General features: G+C 67.1%; 12 protein-coding genes. 2 read left to right on the top strand and 10 right to left on the bottom strand.

Annotation, left to right across the window (positions count from 1 at the left end):
• Positions 1-155: 155 nt before the first annotated feature.
• The 6 genes from KDH83_RS15500 to clpS form a co-directional block, all read right to left on the bottom strand.
• Positions 156-1,820 carry an MlaD family protein gene (locus KDH83_RS15500; RefSeq protein WP_212317411.1) on the bottom strand — a complete coding sequence of 555 codons (1,665 nt, stop codon included), beginning with the start codon at positions 1,818-1,820 and terminating at the stop codon, positions 156-158.
• A 35-nt stretch (positions 1,821-1,855) separates the two neighbouring features.
• Positions 1,856-3,178, bottom strand: coding sequence for a paraquat-inducible protein A (locus KDH83_RS15505; protein WP_212317413.1), 1,323 nt, complete (start codon positions 3,176-3,178; stop codon positions 1,856-1,858).
• A complete protein-coding gene (gene clpA, locus KDH83_RS15510) occupies positions 3,178-5,490 on the bottom strand; it encodes an ATP-dependent Clp protease ATP-binding subunit ClpA (protein ID WP_212317415.1) in 2,313 nt (770 codons plus the stop codon). Before clpA ends, KDH83_RS15505 begins: the two co-directional genes overlap by 1 nt.
• Positions 5,491-5,546: 56 nt before the next feature.
• Positions 5,547-7,760, bottom strand: a complete 2,214-nt coding sequence (gene pbpC / locus KDH83_RS15515) for a penicillin-binding protein 1C (protein ID WP_212317417.1) — start codon at positions 7,758-7,760, stop codon at positions 5,547-5,549.
• Positions 7,757-13,000 carry an alpha-2-macroglobulin gene (locus KDH83_RS15520; RefSeq protein ID WP_349291634.1) on the bottom strand — a complete coding sequence of 1,748 codons (5,244 nt, stop codon included), beginning with the start codon at positions 12,998-13,000 and terminating at the stop codon, positions 7,757-7,759. The genes pbpC and KDH83_RS15520 overlap by 4 nt, the downstream gene beginning before the upstream one ends.
• A gap of 153 nt (positions 13,001-13,153) precedes the next feature.
• Positions 13,154-13,468, bottom strand: coding sequence for an ATP-dependent Clp protease adapter ClpS (gene clpS, locus KDH83_RS15525; RefSeq protein WP_103275152.1), 315 nt, complete (start codon positions 13,466-13,468; stop codon positions 13,154-13,156).
• A gap of 226 nt (positions 13,469-13,694) precedes the next feature.
• Between clpS and KDH83_RS15530 the strand changes: the two genes are divergently transcribed.
• A complete protein-coding gene (locus tag KDH83_RS15530; protein ID WP_006220277.1) occupies positions 13,695-13,940 on the top strand; it encodes a cold-shock protein in 246 nt (81 codons plus the stop codon).
• Positions 13,941-14,034: 94 nt separating this feature from the next.
• Positions 14,035-14,517 (top strand): DUF192 domain-containing protein, encoded by a 483-nt coding sequence (locus tag KDH83_RS15535; protein WP_212317419.1) that lies wholly within the window; start codon positions 14,035-14,037, stop codon positions 14,515-14,517.
• Positions 14,518-14,748: 231 nt separating this feature from the next.
• Here KDH83_RS15535 and pcaF read toward each other — a convergent pair whose 3' ends face one another.
• From pcaF to sodB, 4 genes are all read right to left on the bottom strand, one after another.
• On the bottom strand, positions 14,749-15,954 hold the full coding sequence (gene pcaF, locus KDH83_RS15540; RefSeq protein ID WP_212317421.1) for a 3-oxoadipyl-CoA thiolase: 1,206 nt from the start codon (positions 15,952-15,954) through the stop codon (positions 14,749-14,751).
• 164 nt (positions 15,955-16,118) lie between these two features.
• Positions 16,119-17,528 carry a chloride channel protein gene (locus tag KDH83_RS15545; protein ID WP_212317423.1) on the bottom strand — a complete coding sequence of 470 codons (1,410 nt, stop codon included), beginning with the start codon at positions 17,526-17,528 and terminating at the stop codon, positions 16,119-16,121.
• A gap of 70 nt (positions 17,529-17,598) precedes the next feature.
• Positions 17,599-19,305 carry a methyl-accepting chemotaxis protein gene (locus KDH83_RS15550; RefSeq protein WP_212317425.1) on the bottom strand — a complete coding sequence of 569 codons (1,707 nt, stop codon included), beginning with the start codon at positions 19,303-19,305 and terminating at the stop codon, positions 17,599-17,601.
• Between the two features lie 344 nt (positions 19,306-19,649).
• Positions 19,650-20,228: a Fe-Mn family superoxide dismutase gene (gene sodB, locus KDH83_RS15555; protein WP_212317427.1), complete on the bottom strand. Its 579-nt coding sequence runs from the start codon at positions 20,226-20,228 to the stop codon at positions 19,650-19,652.
• Positions 20,229-20,330 lie beyond the last annotated feature (102 nt).

A 20,330-nucleotide genomic window follows, 5' to 3' on the forward strand; every position in this document is an offset into this window, starting at 1 on the left:
GCGCATCGCCGCGCCCGCACTGGTCTTGGCCGCCGGCGCGGACAGCGTGTAGTAATGCACGGGCGCCGAGCCGCAGCCCGCCAGGGCGGCGGCCAAGACCAGTGCGGGCGCGGCGATGCGCAGGAAGAACGGCTTGGGCATCATGTTCATGGGCATCAGTTCTTGACCGGGCCAGCGCCGGGGATGGGATCGTTGCCGCGGCCGCGCAGCAGCGCTTCGGGATTGGCCTGCAGGAAGTCGGCCAGCGACCGCAGCGAACGCGCGGCGCGATTCAGTTCCTGCAGCGCGCGCTCGGTGCTGACCGGCAGCGCGCCGTCGGAGGCCAGCAGCTCGTTGATGCGGGCCATGGACTCCCTGGCCTGCTTCAGCATGCCCTGCGCCTCGGGCGCCACCTGCTTGTCCAGGCGGTTCATCAGCCTGGAAGTGCTGGCCAGCGTGGTGCGCAGGTCCTCGCCGATCTTGTCGAACGGAATCTTCTCGATCTTGTTGACGATGTTGCTGAGTTGTTGCTGCAGCTGGTCCAGGTTGCCCGGCACGGTCGGGATGATCGCCGGCACGGATGGCTTGTACGCCACGGGCTTGGCATTGGGGAACACGTCCAGGCTCACGTACAACTGGCCCGTCAGCAGGTTCGCCGGACGCAGTTGCGCGCGCAGCCCGTGCTTGATCATGCCGCCCAACAGGCGATCGCCAGCCACGTCGCCATCCTTCTCGGCCAGCCCGTGGACCTCGTCATAGACGCTGCCCAGGCGTTCCGGATAGAGCGTGGCGTCGACCACCGAGTAGAAACGCTTGGTCTCCGAGTCGAAATCCAGGTTGATGCCGGTGACGTTGCCCAACGTGATGCCACTGAAATCGACCAGCGCGCCCACGGCCAAGCCGCGGATCGACTGGTCAAAGCGCATGCGTATGTCGAAGGCCTCGCCATCCGGATTGGCCTTGGCCTGAGCCTCGGTCGAATAGAGTTCAAACTCGGCATCCGCCAGCGCCGGCTTGTTGGCGCCGCGCGCCGTATAGACCGGCTCGAACGCCACACCGCCCACCAGCAGCGACACCACCGACTGCGTGCGCACCTTCAGTCCGTCCGCATTGACGCTGAAATCCACGCCGCTGGAATTCCAGAAGCGCGTGCCGCTGGTCACGAACGCATCGTTGGGCGCGTCGACGAAGACCTCGATATTCACGGAATCACCGCTCTTGTCGAGCTCGTACCCGATGACCCGGCCGACGTTGATGCGGCGGTAGTAGACCGGCGAACCGATATCCAGCGAGCCCAGGTTGTCGGCCTTGAGCTTGAAGCGCTTGCCGGCCCGGTCATGCGTCACGGCGGGCGGGATCTCCAGCCCCTCGAATGCCAGCTTGGTGGCCTTGCTTGCGTTGTGCTTGCCTTCCGTGGCGTCCACGCCGATATAGGCGCCTGACAGCAAGGTGCCCAATCCCGACACGCCGCTCACGTCCAGGCGCGGCTTGACCACCCAGAAATTGGTGCCGTCGCGCGCCAGATCGGAGACTTCCTTGGCCAGCTCGGCCGTGACCACCACCTTGCTGCGGTCTTCATTGAAGCCGATGGACTTCACCGTGCCGACGTTCACGTCCTTGTAGCGCAACCGGGTCTTGCCAACTTCCAGCCCGTCGGCGGAATTGAAGGTGATGGAAATGTCGGTGCCGGCCTGCAGCCAGGTCCGCACGACCAGCGACATGCCCATCAGGGCCGCGACCACGGGCACCAGCCAGATCCAGGAGATCCGGTTCTGGCGCTTGCGCGTGATCGTGGGCGCGGCGATCTTCGGATCGCCTTTGCCGGGTGCTTGCTCGGACATCGATTCTTCCTGTTGTGTTGCGCGCCGCGCCGGGACTATGCCTGACGTTCGGCTGCCGCCGCCGGCGGCTTGTGGCCGCCCGCGATCAGCGGTACATCATCCAGCTCCGCATGGCCTTCCAGATCCCAGCTGCGGCGCAGGTCGAAGCTCATGGCCGACAGCATGGTCAGGATGACCACGACGCCAAAAGCCGCCGCTCCGCCGCCCGCGCTGATTTCCATCAACCCCTGGAAATCGGCCAACGCGGCCAGCAATATAACGACAAAAACGTCCAGCATCGACCATTGCCCGATGAATTCAACCATCTGGTACAGGCGCGTGCGCGGCCGCAAGTTGGTGGAACTGCCCCACTGCTCGGTGAGCAGCAGCAGCACCAGCGCCAACAGTTTGGTCAGCGGCACCGCCACGCTGGCGATGAAGACGATGAGCGCGATGTCCCAGGAGCCCATGGCCCAGAGTTCAACCACCCCGCCCAGGATCGTGTGCGCGCCGCCCCCCACCACCGAGCGCACCTGCATCACGGGCAACACGTTGGCGGGAATGTAGAACACCACGGCGGCCAGCAGCAGCGCCCAGCTGCGCGCCCGATGATCCGGCTTGCGGTAGTGGACCAAAGCATGGCAGCGCACGCAGTGATGGTCGGCCTCGGGATCGCCATCTCGCGGCAACGCCTGGACCTGTCCGCAGACATGACAGCCAGTCAGTACGCTGTCAGGCCCGGCCTGCGGCACATGCACCGGCACCACGCCAGCCGTCTCGGCGTAGCGCCAGATAACATGAGGCGACAGGCGGCCCAGCATGGTGAGCAGGACGGTCAGCATACCGAAACCAGCCAGACCGATGCCAGGCGAAACATCGGCCATGCCAGCCAGTTTAACCACCGCCACCAGCACGCCCAGCAGGAACACCGGCACCATGCACCAGGGCCGCAGCAGACCCAGCAGGCGCATGGCCTGATGGAAGCCGCGCGGCTCGCGCCCTTGCGACAATGGCCCCAGCACCCACAGCAGCACGGACAGTTGCAACATGGGCAGCACGAAACCGGACAACCCGGTCATCACGGCGACGATCTCGTGGTTCTGCCGCCAGGTGATGGCGACGGCATCGAGCAAGGAGGCCTGCTGCAACATGCCCTGGACGGACATGGATGCGACCGGATAGGCATTGGCAATGCCGAAGACGATCAGCGCGGTGATGGCCAGCGCCAGCCAGTTGGACAGGCTCAGCCCGCTGTAGCGCCACAAGGTGGCGCCGCAGCGGGTGCAACTGGCGGTTTCGCCATGATCGAGTTCATGCCGGCGGTAGATGCTGGCACAGTGTTCGCACTCGATCAGGGGCTGGCTGCTATCCGCGGCCATCAGTCAACCAATTCGACTTCCTGCTTGTCGGGCGCGTCCGAGGACGGCGGCTTGCCGCTGTCCTCGAAATCCAGCGTGACCTTGCCCGACTCGTCCAGATCGACCGTGACGGAGCCGCCGTCGACCAGCTTGCCGAACAGCAGCTCGTCGGCCAGCGCGCGCCGGATGGTGTCCTGAATGAGGCGCTGCATGGGACGCGCGCCCATGAGCGGATCGAAGCCTTCCTTGGCCAGGTGGTCGCGCAGGCGCGTGGTGAACACGGCCTCGACGCGGCGCTCGTGCAGCTGGTCTTCCAGTTGCATGAGGAACTTGTCGACCACGCGCAGGATGATCTCGCGATCCAGCGCGGCGAAGGGAATGATCGCGTCCAGGCGGTTGCGGAACTCGGGCGTGAACATGCGGCGGATTTCCGCCATTTCGTCGCCCACCACCCGCGAATTGGCGAAGCCGATGGACGGACGGTTCAGGGTCTCGGCGCCCGCGTTGGTCGTCATGATGAGGATGACGTTGCGGAAGTCCGCCTTGCGGCCGTTGTTGTCGGTCAGCGTGCCGTGGTCCATCACCTGCAGCAGGATGTTGAAGACATCCGGATGCGCTTTCTCGATTTCATCGAGCAGCAGCACGCAATGCGGCTGCTTGGTGATGGCCTCGGTCAGCAGGCCGCCCTGGTCGAAGCCCACGTATCCCGGCGGCGCGCCAATCAGGCGCGACACGGCGTGGCGTTCCATGTATTCCGACATGTCGAAGCGCAGCAGCTCCACGCCCAGCGTGAAGGCGAGCTGGCGCGCGACCTCGGTCTTGCCCACGCCGGTGGGGCCGGAGAACAGGAAGGCGCCGATCGGCTTTTCCGGCTTGCCCAGGCCCGAGCGCGCCATCTTGATGGCGGCCGACAGCGCCTCGATGGCGTTGTCCTGGCCGAACACCACGGTCTTGAGGTCGCGGTCCAGCGTGGCGAGCTTGCTGCGGTCGTCGTTGGAGACGGACTGCGGCGGAATGCGCGCGATCTTGGAAACGATATTTTCGATGTCGACCTTGCCGATCACCTTCTTCTGGCGCGAACGCGGCAGCAGGCGCTGCGCGGCGCCGGCCTCGTCGATCACGTCGATGGCCTTGTCCGGCAGGTGGCGGTCGTTGATGTAGCGCGCCGACAGCTCGGCCGCGGCCGACAGCGCGGCCGACGAATAGCGCACGTTGTGGTGCTCTTCGAAGCGGCTCTTCAGGCCGCGCAGGATCTGCACGGTCTGCTCGACGCTGGGCTCGGGCACGTCGATCTTCTGGAAACGACGCGACAGCGCGTGGTCTTTCTCGAAGACGCCGCGGTATTCGGTGTAGGTGGTCGCGCCGATGCACTTGAGCTGGCCCGAGGACAGCGCCGGCTTGAGCAGGTTGGACGCGTCCAACGTGCCGCCCGAGGCCGAACCGGCGCCGATCAGCGTGTGGATCTCGTCGATGAACAAAATGGCATCGGGATTGCCACGGATCTGCTTGAGCACGCCCTTCAGGCGCTGCTCGAAATCGCCGCGATACTTGGTGCCGGCCAGCAGCGCGCCCATGTCCAGCGCGTAGACCTGCGAGGCCTGCAGGATCTCGGGCACTTCGCCGCGCGTGATGCGCCAGGCCAGGCCCTCGGCGATGGCGGTCTTGCCCACGCCGGCCTCGCCGACCAGCAGCGGGTTGTTCTTGCGGCGGCGGCACAGCACCTGGATGACGCGCTCGACCTCGTGCTCGCGTCCGATCAGGGGATCGATGCGGCCGGCCAGCGCGGCGGCGTTCAGGTCATTGGCATACTGATCCAGCGGCGACTGGCGCGATTCGCCCTGGTCTTCCCCGTTGCTCTGCTGCTCTTTCTGCACGGCGGCGGACTCCACCTGTGGCTGTTTGGTAATGCCATGCGACAGGAAATTGACCACGTCCAGGCGCGTCACGCCCTGCTGTTGCAGGTAATAGACGGCGTGCGAGTCCTTTTCGCCGAAAATGGCGACGAGCACATTGGCGCCCGTGACGGGTTTCTTGCCGGTGCCGCCTGCGGACACATGCATGATCGCGCGCTGGATCACGCGCTGGAAACCCAGCGTGGGCTGCGTGTCGACTTCCGCGCCGCTGGGAATCACGGGCGTGTTTTCCGAGACGAACTGGCGCAGGTTGCGGCGCAGGTCGTCCAGGTTCGCGGCGCAGGCGCGCAGAACCTCGACGGCCGAAGCATTGTCGAGCAACGACAACAGCAGATGCTCGACGGTGATGAATTCGTGCCGGGCCGAACGGGCCTCGACGAAAGCCATATGCAGGCTGACTTCAAGCTCTTGAGAAATCACGCTTCCTCCGATGACGCATCGAAGCGGTCAAATACACGATTCATATTCTATGCCGATCATGGCGTAACACCAGAGATTTCAAAAACCACACTATCGTGGCGCCCCTTGGTATCCATGACCGTAAGCGTATACCGGCCGTCCTGCGCCAACACTAATTTAAACGGATGAGCCGCCCCGCCATGATTGACGACCCGGCCATCCAGCATCCACCATACCTCACCCTCGGCGCCCTGCGCGTCCACGTCCAGCGCCACCTGCCGGCTGCCCGGCACGGGCCGCAGCACCGCCCCGGCCGACACGCCGCCCAGCCGCAACGGCCCCTGGGTGACGTCGGCGTAGCCGGCGAAGGACGGCGGCACCGTGTCGTTCAGGGCCCAGGCCGCGCGCTGCTCGGGGCAGGCATCGGTCGGGCCGCTGCCCAGCCGGTAGCCCAGCGGCCAGCACGTCACGACGGCTTGCACCGTGGCGGGCCGGATCCGGGGCTGCGGCGCGCCTTCCGGCAGGGCCGCGACGATGTCCTGCAGCAACGGCGCCGCCACATTGGCGCCGAAAAAGCCCGGATTGGGCGTGCCGTCCGGACGGCCGACCCACACGCCTATCGTCCATCTGTCGGTCACGCCGACCGACCAGGCGTCGCGGAAACCGAAACTGGTGCCGGTCTTCCAGGCCAGCCGCCGCCCCTGATTGCCCGATTCATAGAACGGGCGGTCGGGGTGGCCGCCGCTTTCCAGGATGTCGCGGACAATCCAGGCGGCTCCGGCGCTCATCATACGGGACTCCACCCGGGGCTGCTCCGGCCGCAACCGGGGACGCCCGGACAGGCCGCCGCGCGCCAGCGCCCGGTAGGCGCCCACCAGTTCTTCCAATGTGGTGCCGCCCCCGCCCAAAATCAAGCTCAGATTGGGCTCGGCGCCGGCCGGCAGGCGCAGGCGCACCCCGCCCGCCAGCATAACCGAGGCGAAACTGACCGGCCCGACACGGTCCAGCAGGTCCACGGCCGGGACATTCAGGGACCGCTGCAACGCCTGCGCCACGCTGATCGGACCCGAGAAGGCCGCCTGGAAATTGCCCGGCGCGTAGCCGCCGAAGGACAGCGGCGCGTCGATCAGCAGGCTTTCGGAATGGATCAGCCCCTCGTCCAGCGCCTGTGCATACAGGAAGGGCTTGAGCGTGGAACCCGGCGAACGCACCCCGCGCACCATATCCACGTGCGCGTATCGGGAATCATCGGAAAAGTCCGCCGACCCCGCGTAGGCCTTGATTTCCAGGCTGTCGTTGTCCATGACCAACACCGCCATGGACACCTTGGGCGGCAGATTGTCGACCCGGTCCAGCAGCATGCGCTCGACCGAAGCCTGCATGTCCGCATCCAGCGTGGACGCGACCAGCGGCGGACGCTCGCCGGGACGCCGGCGCGCCCCGCCCGCCTCCAGCAGCAGGCGCTGGGCGGCCAGCGGCGCCAGCCAGCGCGCCCGCAGCGGCGGCGCGATGACGTTCTCGATCTTGGCGTCGGCGACCTCTTCGGCCGTCCAGCGTCCGCGCTCGACCATGCGGTCCAGCACCTTGTCGCGCGCCACCTGCGCCGCCTGCGGATGGCGGTCGGGACGCAGCCGCGACGGCGCCTGCGGCAAGGCGGTCAGCATGGCCGCCTCGGCCGGGCTCAGGTCGCTGGCGGGCTTGCCCAGCCATAGACGGGATCCCATTTCCACGCCTTCGACGATGCCGCCCATGGGCGCATGCGTCAGATACAGGGACAGGATCTCGTCCTTGCTGTAGTGCATTTCCAGCTGCACGGCGCGCCAGGCCTGGCGCAGCTTGGCCGAGATCGTGCGCGACGGCTTGCCGGCCAGCTGCGGGTCGATCAAGCGGGCCGTCTGCATGGTCAGCGTCGAGCCGCCGGACACGATGCGCCGGTTGGTGGCCCACTGCCAGCCGGCGCGCGCCAGCGCCACCGGGTTGACGCCGGGGTGCCAGTAGAACCAGCGGTCCTCGTAGGTCAGCAGGGTTTCGAGATAGCGCGGCGACACCTGGGCCGGCGTGACCGGATAGCGCCAGATGCCGTCGCGGCTGGGATAGTTGCGCAGCGGCGTGCCGTCGGCCGAGACGACCACGGCGGCGCCGCCGGAATCGATCGGCGGCAGCGGGAACAGACGGTCCAGCGCGAATAACAACGCGGCCAGCGTCAGGAGGACGCTGGCCGCGAGGATACCGCGCCGCCGCCAGCGGCGGGCGCGCGGAGCGCCCGCCGTGGAGGTGGCCGGGGCGGTCAAGGACGCTTCGCGCCGCGATCGCGGATTTCCACGGTGCTCCATTGTTCGCCCACGCCGCGGATTTCCGGCCGGTACATGTCTTCCGCCACCGTCGACGGCACCGCGTAGCGGCCCGGCGTCACGACGCGCACCAGGTAGAACACGTCCACCTTGCCGCGGCCCAGCGCCACCGCCGCCACATACCGGTCATCGCGGAATTCGCGGTGCTTGATGTTGGGGTTGGACATGGCGTCGGCCACGCGCACGCCGCCGATGGTCCATTCCTGCATCTCGGGGCTTTGCGACAGGTTCATGTTCTCGACCTCGAAGCCGGCCGGCACGCGGTCCACCAGCAGCGCATCCGGGATGCTCTGGTTGGAGGATGCCTGCACCCAGACCACCAGCATGTCGCCGGTCTGCAAGGTGCCGCCGTCCCATGCGCGGCCATCCGGACGGTACCAGCCACGCTTGAGCTGGATCACGTCGCTGCGCGGCGACGGCGTCACGGTCGGACTGCCCTGGATGTCGTACTCCACGAACAGGGACTGGCTGCCGCTGTTGGTGAGCTGCGTCGAGGCCAGCTCGGCGGGCGCCAGCGACACCGTGGCGTCGGCCTTGCCGCCGGTCAGCTGCTTGCGCACGCCGTTGACGGTCAGCGCGGCTTCCCACGGCGTGTTCTTGTCGCCGCCGATCGCGCGGGCCGCCAGCAGCAGGGCCATCTGCTCCTGCGTGGACAGGTAGGAACGGTTGCCCAGGCGGCTCGTCAACTGCGACAGCAGCACTTCGCTGCGGTCGTGCTTCAGGCCGTACTGGCTCATCAGCGCATAGGCCAGCGCGTAATCGCGCACGCTGCTGCCGTAGTCGCCCATCCACTCGTCGTAGTAGGAGCTGTTGCTGCGACGGACGATGCCGTACTCGCGCGCCATGGCCTGATCCAGCGCGGCCTTCATGCGCCCTTCGTCGCCCATCAGCTTGAACGCCACCGCCAGCTGCACCAGGGGCAGCGGCGAGCGCGCGCGCTCTTGATAGTTGTCGTAGAGCTGGCGCACCGTGGACAGCGGCGCCTTCTTGTCGCGCGCCAGGGCCAGCGCGGCCGTGGCCAGGCCGGCGAAGCGGCGATGGTCTTCGCGCAGGGTATCGACGTAGCTGCTGTCGATACGGCCCGAGTCAACGCTCTTGCGCAGGTTGGCAGACCAGGTGCCGAAGGCGTTCGCGCTCTGCTGCACCTGCTCCAGCAGCCATTGGCGCGAACGGTCCAGCGAGACCTCGGGCGTGGTGAAGCCATGGTCGCGGGCATCCTGCAGGAAGCCCACGGCGTAGGCCGTCAGCCACACGTCGCGCGAGGACGAGCTGCCGCCCCACAGGTTGTACGAACCGACTGCGTTGCGCATGCCGGACAGGCGACCGATGGCGCCGGCCACCTTGGCTTCGCGCTCGGCCTGCGTGCGCGGCTTGAGCCCGAACTGCTTGGCGGCGTCCTCGTCGATCAGCACCCACGGCAGGGTCGCGCTGATGGTCTGCTCGGTGCAGCCGTAGGGATAGTTGAGCAGGCCTTCGACCAGGCGGTTGACGTTGAACGGCGGCCGGTTCGAGACGGTCAGGCTGACCGTGGTCGAGTCCGGGTAGTAGGACGAGATCCACGAAGCCTGCGGCGACTGGCTTTCGCCCGGATTCAGGCGCAGGCGGCGGATCTGGCGCTCGGCGGCGTGCGCCGGCTGCACCTGCAGCACGGACTCGCGCACGATGCGCACCGGCTGCGCGCCGCCCTGCCCGTCCACGGTCAGGCGCATCAGGCCCAACCCGTAGGAACCGGTGGTGGTGGCGGTGAAGCGCAGCGTGACGCGCTGCTTGTCCTTCAACTGGACCGTGCGCGTGCCATCGACGATGGCCAGCGGATCCAGCGCCTCGAGCTTGACGGTGACCTTCTGCGGCGAGCCGCTAAGGTTGGTCACGTCCAGCGCGATCGCGGACTGGTCGCCCGGGGTGATGAAGCGCGGCGTGTTCAGCTCGGCCACGATGGGCGCGGCCACCACCATTTCGGCGTCGGTGCTGCCGAAGTTGTCGGCGGTGAATGCCACCGCCATCAGGCGCAGCGTGCCGTTGAAGTCGGGCAGGTCCAGCGGGATGTCGGCCTCGCCCTTGTCATTGAGCTTGACCACGCCCGAGAACAGGTCGACCAGCTTGACCTTCTTGGGCAGGCTCTTGCTGTCGCCGCGCATGGCGGCGTCGCCGCCCCACTTCAGCTTGCCCTTGGTGCCGTCCATCTTCTCGATGAGCTTGCCGTACATGTCCAGCAGTTCGGGCGCGTAGCGGTGCTTGCCGAAGAAGAAGTCCAGCGGGTTGGGCGTGGCGTACTGGTTGATGTTCAGGATGCCGACGTCCACCGCCGACAGCGTGACCATGGCCTGCTTGCCCTGGGCGCCGTCCACCTTGATGCGGACGCTGGCCTTGGTTTCGGGCACGGCCTTGGCCGGCGCCGTGATCTTCACGTCGAGCTTGCGGTCGGCGCTGGCGATCGGCAGGTAGGTCAGGCCCAGCGCGCGCGCCGGCGTGACACGGTCGCCTTCGCTTCCGGGACGGAACACCGCGGCCGAGACATACAGGTCGTGGCGCTTCCAGGCCTTGTCGATGGGGATCTCGACCTGCGTGCCGGTCGCCTTGACCGAAACCCAGGTGGACCACAGCATGCGGTCGCCCTCGACCATCACCAGGGCCTGGCCGTCATGCGGCGGCGTCAGCGTGAGCTTGACGCTGTCGCCCGGCTTGGCGGGCACGCCCTCGAGCTTCATCTGCACGCGGTCCGGGCGGTTGCCCATGGCGTCGGCGTCCTGCGCGTTCCAGCCCGCGTAGAAGCGGTAGCGCATGGTTTCGCCGGTTTCCGGATCGGAAATTTCCAGGCGGTAGCGGCCCCACTTGACGTTGACGGTCAGCTGGGCGCGATCGTTCAGCGCGATGGCGCGCGAATCCTGCAGTTCCTCGGTTTCGGTATAGCCGCTGTTCCAGCCGCGCTGGTCGTCGAAGCGCCAGTAGTACTGGCGTTCCTCGCGGTACAGGCGCATCTGGGCCTGGGCCAGCGGAGCCTTCTCGCCGGCCGACGTCACGCGCACCACTTCGAACACGGCGGGCGCATTCTCGCGCGCCACGTCGCCGTCGAACTGCGGACGCACGGCGATCAGCGTGTCGGCGGGCCAGACGGCGCGCTCGATGGAACGCACCACCGGACGGCCACCCGATTCCAGCAGGCTGGCCGACACGCGCACCTTCATGGGCGAATGCGTGCCGTCGGTGTTCGGGTTCACTTCGATGATGGCCTTGCCGTCGTCGTCCAGCGCGAGCTCGGGCAGCTCGCCGAACGTGCGGCGCGAATCATCGGCCACGTCGCCGAAGATGAAGCCGGGCCATTGCTGCGGCAAGGCAACGCGGTTGCGCTTGACCTGGAAGGTCGCCAGCAGGCGGTTGCCGGCGGCGGGCGCGCCGTACAGGTAATCGCCCTGCACGTCGATCGACAGCTCGTCGTCGGGGCTCAGCACCTGCTGTTCCGTGTCGAGCGTCATCTTCATGCGCTCGGGCAGGAATTCCTCGACCTGGAACTTCCAGGAGGCATCCGGAGCGCGCGACGCGGGGTCGACGCGCAGCTCCAGCAGCCAGGTGCCGGTCTGGGCGTCCAGCGGCAGATCGATGGCGCGCTCGACGTAGCCCTGCAGGTCCTTCGCGGGCTGCCACAGCGTGGTCTGCACCACGCGGCCGTCGGGGCGCTTGATGGTGGCGGTCAGCGGCGACGGCGGCATCACGCGGCCGTCCAGGTCGCGCGGCAGCACCGACACGTGGAAGGTCTCGCCGGGGCGATACAGATTGCGGCCGGCGTAGACGAACAGATTGTTGGGACGCGACACATGGCCGCCGATGTCGAACTCGGACAGGTCCAGCGCGGGCTCGGCCAGCGCCAGCACCGTCATTTCCTTGTCGCGCGAGGCGCGGATCAGGCGCGCATTGGCGAAGCTGCCTTCAAAGCGCACATGGCCCTGGCCGTCGGCCGCGGCCTTGGCGAGCGACTTGCCGGCGCCGTCGACCAGTTCGAAGACCGCGCCGGAGATGGCCTGGCCGCTCTTGAGCGAGACGGAATAGGCTTCGATGCGGTCGCTGTAGCGGCGCGCATGCAGGCCGATGTCGCTGACGTAGAAGTAGCTGACCTGGTATTCATAGCGGAAGCGGCCGGGCTGGCTCATCACCGCGATGTAGATGCCGGGCTCTTGCAGTTCCTTGATGCCTTCGACCGGCAGGAAGGTGACGTGGCGGCGGTTCGGCTTGTCGTCGGTGACAAAGCGGCCCTGGTAGACGCTGGTCGTCAGCGTGTTCAGGCGGTCCAGGTCCCAGTTGCTGACCGAGCCCTTCAGGCTGCGGTTGTCGGAATAGCGCCAGGCATCTTCACCGTCGTAGTCGCCGCCGTCATCGTCGGAGGACGAGGCGCTGCGGCCCAGACCCAGCACGGAATCGAACAGTTCAGGCACGCGGTCCGGCTCGACGCGCAGGAACTGCACATCGACCTCGGGCACGTTGACCGTGGCCACGGGCAGGCCGCCGTTCTGGCCGGCGGGCAGCACCACGCCACGGCTGGCGAAGTAGAAGGACGGCGGCATGGCTTCCGTGCTCACTTCGCAATGCGACGAGGAGACCAGCGTGGCCTTCTCGATGCCGGGCAGGCCGGCGCGCAGGGCGATGGAGTACGAGCGCTGCGGCTGCACGTAGGGGAAATAGATCATGCGCGGGTTGTCGCCCACGACCCAGCTGCCCTTGACAATCTTGCCCTTGGGCGCGGCGTCGCCGCTCTTGACCGACATGGGCTTGTCGCCGGCGCTGGCCGCCGACTCGTTGTCCTGGTCGGCCTTGCCCGAGCTCGAGCCGGTGTCCGTGACCTGCAGGAAGCCTTCAAGCTCGGCCTTGGCGTCGACCGGCTGGGTGAAGGTCACCGCCAGAGCCAGGCTGTCGCGGAACTGGCGCGATTGGCAGTTCAAGGCGGCGAAGGGATCGGCCTTGCCGACCGTCGCGGTCGCCGCCAGCGCCGGCTTGGTGTCGCCGGATGCCGGCTGCGGCGAGGGGGAGCTGCCAGCCGGCGAGGACGTCGCGGCGGGCGTGGACGCGGCGGGCGGACCCGCATCGGACGGCGTGCGCCCCTGCCCCACCCACCAGCCCACGCCGACGGCGCCGGCTACGACTATTGCGCCGGCGATCGCCAGCCAGGACTTGCTGTTCTTTCCACTCACGGCAAACCTCCCCGTTTGCTCGACTTCAACGCTCCTTTGCGGCGGAGCTGCCGACCTGCATGACGCCGCGCGCCTCTCATTGCGCGGCCCGCGTTTTCAGTAACCGGAAAACGCGGCGCCGCCATCACTGGCGGCGGCTTGGTTCCTTGCTGCCTAGACGGGCTCCATCACGCATTGCAGCGGATGCTGGCGCGCCCGGGCGTACTGAGCCACCTGGGCGATCCGCGTCGCCGCGACGTCGCGCGGGTAGACGCCGCAGACTCCGCGTCCTTCGTGATGTACCTGCAGCATGATCCGCGTCGCGTCTTCATGGTTCTTGTTGAAGAACTTCTGCAGCACCTTCACGACGAACTCCATCGGCGTGTAGTCGTCATTGAGCAGCAGCACCTGGTACATCGGCGGCGGGGCGGCGCGTGCCGGCGCCTTCTCGACGGCCAGATCGTGCTGGGTATCCAAGGTAGAACTCATAGCGCGGGTATTCTATTTAAACTGGGGACGGTTTGCATGCAACTTACTCAAAATTACACGTAGAAATGCGTAGTTTCCATACTTGACGCACCAAAGAAAAGCGGCGCATTATCCACGCATTCTGGGGTTTTCAGCTCGCTGAAAAGCTGCCAGGAGGCCGGAGGGGGTAAGGGGTTTCGGCCGCGATGCCCTTCTGTCAAACATACGATTCAATGAGGCAGTCCGCATGTCTGATACGACCGCAACCGCCGTCCAAGGGGACAATCCCAAATCGACGGGCACCGTCAAATGGTTCAACGATGCGAAAGGGTTTGGCTTCATTACGCCCGATGACGGCGGAGAAGATCTGTTCGCCCACTTTTCGTCCATCCAGATGAATGGTTTCAAAACCCTGAAGGAAGGTCAGAAAGTCGCCTTTGAGATTATCCAAGGGCCCAAAGGCAAGCAAGCGCTCAATATCACTGCTGCCTGAGTTACCCTATATAGCGCAACCTACAGGTTGCGCCATTATCCCAGGCGGGGCTTTCGGGCCCCGCCTTGTTATTTTCTTATTTCCGTTCCCGCATATGCTGAAGACCGCCGTATCGAATCCTGTAAGCCGTACGCTGTTTGAGGCAGGACGTTCGGCACTGGCCGCCGCCCTGCTCGCCCTGCCGGCGCTGGCCGGCGCGCAGACCGGCCCGCAGCCGGAACTGCCGCGCACGCAACTGTCCGCCGGCATCCACATTATCCGCGCAGAAGTCGCCAACACGGAAGAGAGCCGCCGCAGCGGCCTGATGTTCCGCCGCGAGCTGCCCGGCAACGACGGCATGCTGTTCGTGTTCGAGAACCCGGACGTGCAATGCTTCTGGATGCGCAACACGCTGCTGCCGCTGTCGATCGCCTTCATCACCGACGACGGCACGATCGTCAACATCGAAGACATGGCGCCGCAGACCGAGGATCCGCACTGCTCTAAGAAGCCGGTGCGCTACGCGCTGGAAATGGCGCAGGGCTGGTACGAGAAGCATGGGATCCAGGCCGGCCGCAAGATCGACGGATTGCCGTAGAGGTAAGCCCACCCCCGAAGCGCTGCGCGCTTCCCCCTCAAGGGGGCGCCGCTGCGGACCGGCAAAGCCGGCTCCGCGCGGCCCGGATGGCGGTGGCTGCGTCGGCGAGGGGCCTGGCCTGCCGAACTGCTGATACACGGCGCATCGACGAATGCCATGCCTCAAGATAAAGGGAGCCTTTCGGCTCCCTTTTTGCTTGCGCGCTCGCTGGTTGGCGAGCGCGTTGCCCGGTCAGACGCGTTCGATGATCAGCGCGATGCCCTGGCCGACGCCGATGCACATGGTGCACAGCGCGTAGCGGCCGCCGGTGCGGTGCAGCTGGTTGATGGCGGTGGTGGCCAGGCGGGCGCCGCTGGCGCCCAGCGGGTGGCCCAGGGCGATGGCGCCGCCGTTCGGGTTCACGCGCGGATCGTTGTCGGCGATGCCCAGGTCGCGCAGCACGGCCAGGCCTTGCGCGGCGAAGGCTTCGTTCAGCTCGATCACGTCCATCTGTTCCAGCGTCAGGCCGGTCTGGGCCAGCACCTTGCGGGTCGCGGGCGCCGGGCCGATGCCCATGATGCGCGGCGCGACGCCGGCGGTGGCCATGCCGACCACGCGCGCGCGCGGCGTCAGGCCGTGGCGGGCGGCGGCCTTTTCGTCGGCCAGCAGCAGCGCCGCGGCGCCGTCGTTCACGCCCGAGGCGTTGCCGGCCGTCACGCTGCCGCCTTCGCGGACCACGCCCTTGAGCTTGGCCAGCGCTTCCAGCGTGGTTTCACGCGGATGCTCGTCCTTGGAGACGATGATGGGATCGCCCTTCTTCTGCGCGATCGACACGGGCACGATTTCGGCGTCGAAGTAGCCTTCCTTCTGCGCGCGGGCGGTCTTTTGCTGGCTGGCCAGCGCGAACAGATCCTGGTCTTCGCGGCTGATCTTGAAGTCGTCGGCCACGTTCTCCGCGGTCTCCGGCATGGAGTCCACGCCGTACTGGGCCTTCATCAGCTTGTTGATGAAGCGCCAGCCGATGGTGGTGTCGTAGATCGCGGCGCTGCGCGAGTAGGCGCTGTCGGCCTTGCCCATGACGAAGGGCGCACGGCTCATGCTTTCCACGCCGCCCGCCAGCATCAGGCCGGCTTCGCCGGCGCGGATGGCGCGCGCGGCGCCGCCAATGGCGTCCAGGCCCGAGCCGCACAGACGGTTGACCGTCGCGCCCGGCACCTCGATGGGCAGCCCGGCCAGCAGCGTGGCCATGCGGGCGACGTTGCGGTTGTCTTCGCCGGCCTGGTTGGCGCAGCCCAGGATCGCGTCGTCCAGCTCTTCCCAACGCACGCCGGGATTGCGGGCTACCAGGGCCTTGATGGCCACGGCGGCAAGATCATCCGGCCGCACGGACGCCAAGGCGCCGCCGTAGCGGCCGAAGGGAGTGCGGATCGCATCGCAGATATAGGCATGCACGGTCATGAGTCGCTCTGAAAGAGTAAGGAAAACGGGATCTTCCGATCGGATCGCAGGATCTTAACGCAGCCCATTTCGCGCCAATTTGGTGCCTGCATGGTGTGTCCGCCTTGCGGACGGTGTCCGGCTGATGTTCAGTCAGCGTATCGCGCTCCGCCGGGCACCGCCGCTCAGGATCCGCTCACGGGCGGTGCGGCCGGCTTGGCCGCGCGTCCCGTCTCGACCAGCGCCTGGCGCCTGAAGCGGCCGGCGGCCAGGTGATAGAACGGCTGCGGGCAAAACTGGCGCGACACGCCCGAAGCCAGCAGCGCACCCACCAGCAGCCAGAACAGCATGGGCTGACTGCCCGTCATTTCCATCACCACCACGCTGGCGGTCAGCGGCGCCTGCGTGGCGGCCGCCAGGAACGCCGCCATCGAAAGCAGCACCAGCACGCGCTGGTCGACGCCGTCGCCGGCCAATTGCCAGATGTGATGGCCGATGCCGGCGCCGGTCGTCAGCGCCGGCGTGAAAATGCCGCCGGGTATGCCGGCCCAATAGGACGCCACGGTGGCCGCCAGCTTGGCCAGCCCGAAGCCGGCGGGCACGCCGTCGTTCCCCGACAACAGGCCGGCCGCCGAGCCGTAGCCCGTGCCATACACGCTGCCGGCCGTGCACAGGCCGATCAGGGCCAGCGCCAGCCCCATGATGAACGCGGTCCAGACGGGATGCGCGCGGATCCAGGCGCGCCACTTGCGCGGCGCGGCGCCCGCCGCGCCCTTGCCCAGCAGGCGGGCGAAGATGCCGCCCAGCGCGCCGTTGAGCGCGCCGCAGACCAGCACCCACATCAGCATGCCCTGGCTCAACGGCGCGCCGGCGAACACGCCGAAGTACGGGTTGTTGCCGGCCACGGCCACCACCAGGAAGCCAGCCGCCAGCACGCCGATCAGCACCAGCCGCTGCCAGCGCAGCACCGTGCCCCGCCCCAGTTCCTCGATGGCGAAGATCACGCCGGCCAGCGGCGCGTTGAAGGCCGCGGCCAGCCCGCCGGCAGCGCCCGCCGCGATCAGTTCATTGGCGTGGAAACCGCGCAGTCGCAGGCCACGGCGCTTCCAGAAATCGCCCCAGGCCAGCATCACGGCCGCGCCCACCTGCACCGACGGTCCTTCGCGGCCGATGGAGGCGCCGGCCAGCATGCCGAGAAAGGCCAGCGGCACTTTCCACAACGCCTGCGCCAGCGAAACCAGGCTGGTCTGCCCGGGGCCGGGCGGCAGCGACAAGGCGCCGATGACTTGGGGAATGCCGCTGCCCGCGGCGTTGGGCGCGAAGCGCAAGGTGAGCCAGCGCAGCGCGGCCAGCGCCGGCGGCAGGATCAGCAGCGCCAGCCAGCCGCTGTGCCCGACCCAGGCGCGGTTCCATTCCAGCGCCTTGTCGGCCAGCCAGGCAAAGCCCAGCGATACCAGGGCGACCAGCGCGGCGCCGCCCAGCAGCAGCCCCATCTGCACGCTCTTGCGCGACAGCCGGTTGATCTGGCGCAGCTTGCGGCGCATCAGATGGCGCGCGCCCGCATAGGCGCGACGCAAGGGATGGGATGGGCTCATGGCGGTCACCTTACCATCGCAAGCTGACCGCCAGCCCACAGGCCCGCCGGCGGACGGCGGGCCCGAAGCGTCAGAACGTGGACCAGTCGTCCTCGCCGGCATGCGCCAGCGCGGGCTGGGCCTGCGGCTTGCGCGCCGCGGGCACCGCGCGCGCCACCACGGGCTTGGCCTGCACCAGGCGCGCCTGCGCCTCGCGCGCCGAACCGCCGGCAGCGCCCGCGTCCACCTTGAAGCGGCGCACTTCCTGCGCCAGGCGGCCGGCCTGTTCCTGCATGCTGGCGGCGGCCGCGGCGGCCTCTTCCACCAGCGCGGCGTTCTGCTGCGTCACGGTGTCCATCTGCGCCACGGCCTGGTTGACCTGGCCGATGCCCGAGGACTGCTCGGCCGATGCGCTGGAGATCTCGCGCACCAGCGTGGCCACCTGACGCACGCTGTCCACCACTTCGCGCATGGTGCTGCCGGCCTCGTCGACCTGGCGGGTGCCGCCTTCGACGCGCTGGACCGATTCGTCGATCAGGGCCTTGATTTCCTTGGCCGCGACCGCGGAACGCTGCGCCAGCGTGCGCACTTCGCCCGCCACCACGGCAAAGCCACGGCCCTGCTCGCCGGCGCGCGCGGCTTCCACCGCCGCGTTCAGCGCCAGGATGTTGGTCTGGAAGGCGATGCCGTCGATCACGCCCGTGATATCGGCGATGCGGCGCGAGCTGTCGGAGATCGCGCTCATGGTCTGCACCACGCCGTCCACCACTTCGCCGCCGCGCAGCGCCACGGCCGAGGCCTGCTCGACCAGGCGGTCGGCCTGGCTGGCGTTGTTGGCGTTCTGCTGCACGGTGCTGGTCAGTTCTTCCATCGACGCAGCCGTCTCTTCCAGCGAGGAAGCCTGCTCCTCGGTGCGCTGGGACAGGTCGGAGTTGCCCTGCGCGATCTGCGAGGACGCCGAGGCGATGCTTTCGCAGCCGTCGCGCACGTCGCGCACGATGCGGGCCAGGCTTTCATTCATTTCCTTGAGCGCGCCCATCAGGTCGCCCGTTTCGTCGCGCGTGGCCACCTTGATGTCGGTGGTCAGGTCGCCGGCGGCGACCTGGCGCGCGGCGGTCACCGCCTGCTGCAGCGGCCGCACGATGCCGCGCGTGACCAGCCAGCCCAGCAACATGCCGATGGCCACGCCCAGCACCGCCAGCGCAATCATCAGCGCGCGCATGCGCTCGTACAGGTCGGTGCCGGCCTGCACCGACACGGCGGCGGCTTTTTCCTTGCTCACGGCCATGTCCGTCATCAGGTCGTCGAGCTTCTGCGACGAAACCATGACGCGCTTCTCGATTTCCTTGACGGCCGCGTCGGTCTGGGTCAGCGCCTGCGATTGGGCGGCGTTGAAGAAGTCCTGAGCCTCGCGCTTCCAGGTGTTCTCGATCTCGATGAACCGGGCCAGCAGGCGCTTGCCTTCGTCGGTCTGGAAAGTCTGGCCGGCGCGATCGCGCAGCTTGTCCATGGTCTGCACGGCGTCGTCGAACTGCTTGCGCAGCGCCTTGCGGTCCTGCTCGCTGGTCGCGGCCAGAAAGGCGTTGCGCGCGCGTCCGGCGTAGATCAGGTTGATGTTCGCTTCCTTGATATCCGAAACGCCGCGCAGCTCGGTGTCATAGAGCCGGTCGTTCATTTCGTTGATGCTGGCGAGCCCCCAGACGCCGAAGGCGCCGATCACGCCGCCTATCACCGCCACAATTAAAAATGCGCCCGACAGGCGGGCGCCAATACGCAGACCAGAAAATAACCGCAACATGCTTCCCTTCCCATGAGATACCCCAGTGTTATGGCGGCCATGCCGCAGTCCCAGGCTCCGAGGTTCAGTCATGGACTGGCGCCAACAATAGCGCTCGGGTTTTTTAGGGGAAACCCTAAAGAAAAGGCTGTTTCTCAGGTAATTCGATGCAATGAACTCGACAATCGACAGGGCGATTGAAAAAACCTCACGTTATCAATGAGTTCCATTGATACAAAGCCTTCAATCAAGTTCCTTCGCGCCTCCCGCGAAAAAACAAAACCCCTCGGCAAGGCCGAGGGGTCCGGATCCGGCGTGGCGCGCGCGCCGCAAGGCGGCGCAGGCGTCCGGCGGATAAAGCGGGATCAGGCGAAGTTCTTCGCGGCAAAGTCCCAGTTCACCAGCGCCCAGAAGTTTTCCAGGTACTTGGGACGGGCGTTGCGGTAGTCGATGTAGTAGGCGTGTTCCCACACATCACAGGTGAGCAGCGGCTTGTCGGCCGTGGTCAGCGGGGTGGCGGCGTTGCTGGTGTTGACGATGTCCACCGAGCCGTCGGCCTTCTTGACCAGCCAGGTCCAGCCCGAACCGAAGTTGCCGGCGGCCGACTTGTTGAAGGCTTCCTTGAAGGCGTCGAAGCTGCCCCACTTGGCGTTGATGGCGTCGGCCAGCTTGCCGCTCGGCGCGCCGCCAGCCTTGGGAGCCAGGCTGTGCCAGTAGAACGTGTGGTTCCAGATCTGGGCAGCGTTGTTGAAGATGCCGCCCGAGGACTTCTTGACGATCTCTTCCAGCGACAGGCTTTCGAATTCCGTGCCGGGGATCAGGTTGTTCAGGTTGGTGACGTAGGTCTGATGATGCTTGCCGTAGTGGAACTCCAGCGTCTCCTTGGAGATGTGCGGAGCCAGGGCGTCCAGTTCGTAAGGCAGGGGGGGAAGAGTGTGTGCCATGTGATGGTTCCTTCTGTTGAGAGCACGATCAAGCCGGTCCATTGTATCGGCAAGACAATGAGGATACCGGCTTAACCCCGAGCTGGCGCGGGTTAAGCAGGC

The organism is Achromobacter sp. Marseille-Q0513, assembly GCF_018195695.1.
Lineage (GTDB): Bacteria > Pseudomonadota > Gammaproteobacteria > Burkholderiales > Burkholderiaceae_B > Achromobacter.

Coding starts and splice junctions, on each gene's coding strand:
- sodB (WP_212317427.1), bottom strand. CDS start 20,228: ATGGCACACACTCTTCCCCCCCTGCCTTACGAACTGGACGCCCTGGCT.
- clpS (WP_103275152.1), bottom strand. CDS start 13,468: ATGAGTTCTACCTTGGATACCCAGCACGATCTGGCCGTCGAGAAGGCG.
- KDH83_RS15545 (WP_212317423.1), bottom strand. CDS start 17,528: ATGAGCCCATCCCATCCCTTGCGTCGCGCCTATGCGGGCGCGCGCCAT.
- KDH83_RS15530 (WP_006220277.1), top strand. CDS start 13,695: ATGTCTGATACGACCGCAACCGCCGTCCAAGGGGACAATCCCAAATCG.
- KDH83_RS15500 (WP_212317411.1), bottom strand. CDS start 1,820: ATGTCCGAGCAAGCACCCGGCAAAGGCGATCCGAAGATCGCCGCGCCC.
- pcaF (WP_212317421.1), bottom strand. CDS start 15,954: ATGACCGTGCATGCCTATATCTGCGATGCGATCCGCACTCCCTTCGGC.
- KDH83_RS15535 (WP_212317419.1), top strand. CDS start 14,035: ATGCTGAAGACCGCCGTATCGAATCCTGTAAGCCGTACGCTGTTTGAG.
- KDH83_RS15550 (WP_212317425.1), bottom strand. CDS start 19,305: ATGTTGCGGTTATTTTCTGGTCTGCGTATTGGCGCCCGCCTGTCGGGC.
- KDH83_RS15505 (WP_212317413.1), bottom strand. CDS start 3,178: ATGGCCGCGGATAGCAGCCAGCCCCTGATCGAGTGCGAACACTGTGCC.